The organism is Cellulomonas biazotea (assembly GCF_004306155.1).
GTDB lineage: Bacteria > Actinomycetota > Actinomycetes > Actinomycetales > Cellulomonadaceae > Cellulomonas > Cellulomonas biazotea.
The window spans coordinates 1-3,349 of sequence record NZ_BIMR01000142.1; the positions used below are offsets into that span (position 1 = coordinate 1).

2 protein-coding genes are annotated in these 3,349 nt (G+C 74.9%); both read left to right on the forward strand.

Annotated features, from left to right (window positions below; translation table 11 throughout):
- Positions 1–208 precede the first annotated feature (208 nt).
- Positions 209–721, forward strand: coding sequence for an SHOCT domain-containing protein (locus tag CBZ_RS10450; protein WP_246013259.1), 513 nt, complete (start codon positions 209–211; stop codon positions 719–721).
- 257 nt (positions 722–978) lie between these two features.
- Positions 979–3,349, forward strand: a 2,371-nt coding sequence (locus CBZ_RS21990; protein WP_130781500.1) for a glycosyl hydrolase 53 family protein, incomplete at its 3' end; no start/stop codon positions are given.

Sequence of the window (3,349 nt, forward strand, 5' to 3'; positions counted from 1 at the left end):
GCACGACGCTGGCGGACGACGCGGGCCCCGGGAACCTTTCGCCCAGGGCCCGCGTCATACCGTCGGGACACCCCACGACGGCCTCCTCCTGGCGGAGACGACGGGCGGCGACGCCGGCGGGGCTGTCCTAGATTGACGCGGACGACCCCCTCCGCCCCGCCCGGACCCCCGGCGGTGCGGACCTGCGACGGCGAGTGAGGACGACGAGATGACGGACGAGGCACGCCCCCGGCTCGACGCACGGCTGCAGCGGCACGGGTTCGCCCGCGACCTGCACCGCGGGCTCAGCAAGGGCATCGACCTGCTCCCGGTGAGCGACTCGACGAAGTCGATGCTCACGACGCGCAGCGGTGAGGCCGTGGCGATCGCGGCGGAGACGGGTGCGGCGCTCGCGAGCGGTGCGGTCGTCGCGGGCAAGGGCACGGTGGACGCGGCCCGCGAGGGCTACCACGCGTTCGAGACGAAGCGCGAGGAGGAGTCGGCGGCGGCGAAGCGGCCGTTCGCGGTCGTGGAGTCGCCCGCGCCGAGTGCGTCGGCCCCGGGCGCGGCGGACCCGTGGGCGAAGGACGCCACGCCTTCGGAGGCGCCGACGCAGGCCGGCCCGGAGGGCTCGGGCTCGCTGCTGGAGAAGCTCGAGCGCCTCGGTGCGCTGCACGCCGCGGGCGACCTGTCCGACGACGAGTTCGCGGCGGCCAAGGCCCGCCTGCTCGCGGGCGACTGAGCGCTCCCGCCCCGCACGACCGGGGCGGACGACGATCGACCGGATGCCCGGGTGGGGCTGCGTCCCCGCCCGGGCATCGGCTTGTCCGGAGCCGCCACGGCGCTGGCGACTGTGCGCGGTCCCGGCTTCACGACTCCTCCGTTCGGCCTCTTGTCTGCGCACTCGCTGATGACGAAGGTAGGGGAACGGTCCGAAACTGGGACCGCGCACAGCGCAGCCTCTCGCCGACGCGGGGCTGCACGACCCGATGGAGCGTCATGACTGCGCAGAGGAAAGCCCCCACCCCACGCGCCGCGCGTGCCACCGCCGCGGCGGTCGCTGCGGTGGCCGCGATCGCCGCGCCCCTGACGATCGCCGCCACGGCGAACGCGACCGACCCCGCCGTCGAGGCCGGCATCACCGTCGAGAAGGTCGACGGCATGCCCGCCGACTTCGCCGCGGGCGTCGACGTCTCGTCCGTGCTGTCGCTCGAGGAGAGCGGCGTCGTCTTCCGCGACGACCGCGGCAGGCCCGCGGACCTGTTCACGGTGCTCGCCGACCACGGCGTCAACTACGTCCGCGTCCGGGTGTGGAACGACCCGTGGGACGCGAGCGGCCACGGCTACGGCGGCGGCAACGTCGACGTCGACCGCGCCGTCGAGATCGGCGAGCGCGCGACGGCCGCCGGGCTCGGCGTCCTCGTCGACTTCCACTACTCCGACTTCTGGGCCGACCCGAAGAAGCAGAAGGCCCCCAAGGCGTGGGCGGGGCTCGACGCCACGCAGACCGCGGACGCCGTCGGCGAGTTCACGCGGGACGCGCTCACCGCGTTCCAGGACGCCGGCGTCGACGTCGGCATGGTCCAGGTCGGCAACGAGACCAACAACGGCATCGCGGGCGTCGAGTGCCAGTCGGCCGACGCCGTGCGCGAGCCGTGGGGGCCCGACAACCCGTGGGCGCCCTGCATGGACGTCTACCGCGCCGGCAGCCTCGCGGTGTCGGCCGTCTACCCCGACGCGCTCGTCGCGCTGCACTTCACCGACCCGCAGAACGGCCGGATGGCGACGTACGCCGACCTCCTCGACCAGGCGGGCGTCCCCTACGACGTGTTCGCCGCGTCCTGGTACGCGTTCTGGCACGGCACGACGGCCAACCTCACGGCGACGCTCAAGGGCATCGCCGACACCTACGACAAGCTGGTCATGGTCGCGGAGACGTCGTGGGCGTACACGACCGACGAGCTCGACGGCTGGACGAACACCGCGCCCGGCACGGGCACCCCGGTGACGGCCTACCCCGCGACCGTCGAGGGGCAGGCCACGGCCGTGCGCGACGCGGTCCAGGCGGTCGTCGACGTCGGCGACGCCGGCATCGGCGTCTTCTACTGGGAGCCCGCGTGGCTGCCCGTCGGCCCGCCGAGCGACGTGGTCGCCAACCGTGTCGCGTGGGAGGCGCACGGCTCCGGCTGGGCGTCGAGCTTCGCGGGCGAGTACGACCCCGACGACGCGGGCGTGTGGTTCGGCGGGTCGTCGTGGGACAACCAGGCGATGTTCGCCCCCGACGGCACGCCGCTCGACTCGCTGCGGGTCTTCCAGTACGCCCGCACCGGCGCGCACGCCCGGCCCGTCGCGTCGACGCCGCCGATCACGGTCGAGGCGGGCGACGCGCTCGGCCTGCCCGCGACCGTCACGGTGACCACGTGGGACGGCGGCACCTCCCAGCAGGCCGTCACGTGGAGCGACGCGGCGAGCTGGGTCCGCGGCGGCGGCACGTACACGATCCCCGGCGTCACGGCCGATGGCCTACCGGTGACCGTGACCGTCACGGTGACGGTCGACGGCGTGGACACCACGACGAACTACGTCCGCAACTCCACGTTCGCGTGGGAGGCCGCCGGCTCCGAGAGCTGGACGCTCACGGGCGACGTCGCGGGCGCGGACGCGAAGCTGGCGTGGCCCGCCGAGGGCGGGTACGACGGCGACTCGTGGCTCGCCTGGTGGTCGACGACCCCGACGACGTTCACCGCGAGCCAGACGATCACCGGCGTCCCGGCCGGCTCCTACGAGCTCAAGGCCACCGCGCAGGGCAAGTGGAACGGCAGCGCCGCGACGCTCTGGGCCGACACCGCGGACGTCGACGGCTCCGCGCCGCTCGACTTCTGGGGCTGGCGGAGCTTCCGGACGACGACGGTCCCGGTGCAGGTCGGGGCGGACGGCGTCGTCACCGTCGGCACCACCGTGAGCCTCACGCCGTTCGACGACCCGGGCGACGCGGGCGACACCCTCGAGTCGTGGGGCAGCGTCGACCTCGTGACGCTCCAGCGGACGCTGACGTCGTCGGTCGACAAGTCCGACCTCCTCGACGCGATCGCCCAGGCCGAGGCCGTGGAGCGCGCCGAGTGGACGGCGGCGTCGCTCGCCACCCTGGACGACGCGCTCGCCGTGGGCCGGGTCGTGGTCGCCGCCAGCGAGGCCACCGCGCAGGACGTCGCCGACGCGGCCGCCCTGGTCCTCGACGCGGTCGACGCGCTGGTGGCGGACGCCTCGACACCGCCGACGCCCACGCCGACCCCGCGGCCGACGTGGGCGCCGAGCCCGCGCCCGACCGCCACCCCGACGGGCCAGCCGACCGCGGAGCCCACGGGAACGC

Bases quoted from the DNA above. Each gene is read 5' to 3' on its own strand.
- CBZ_RS10450 (WP_246013259.1), top strand. From the start codon at position 209: ATGACGGACGAGGCACGCCCCCGGCTCGACGCACGGCTGCAGCGGCAC.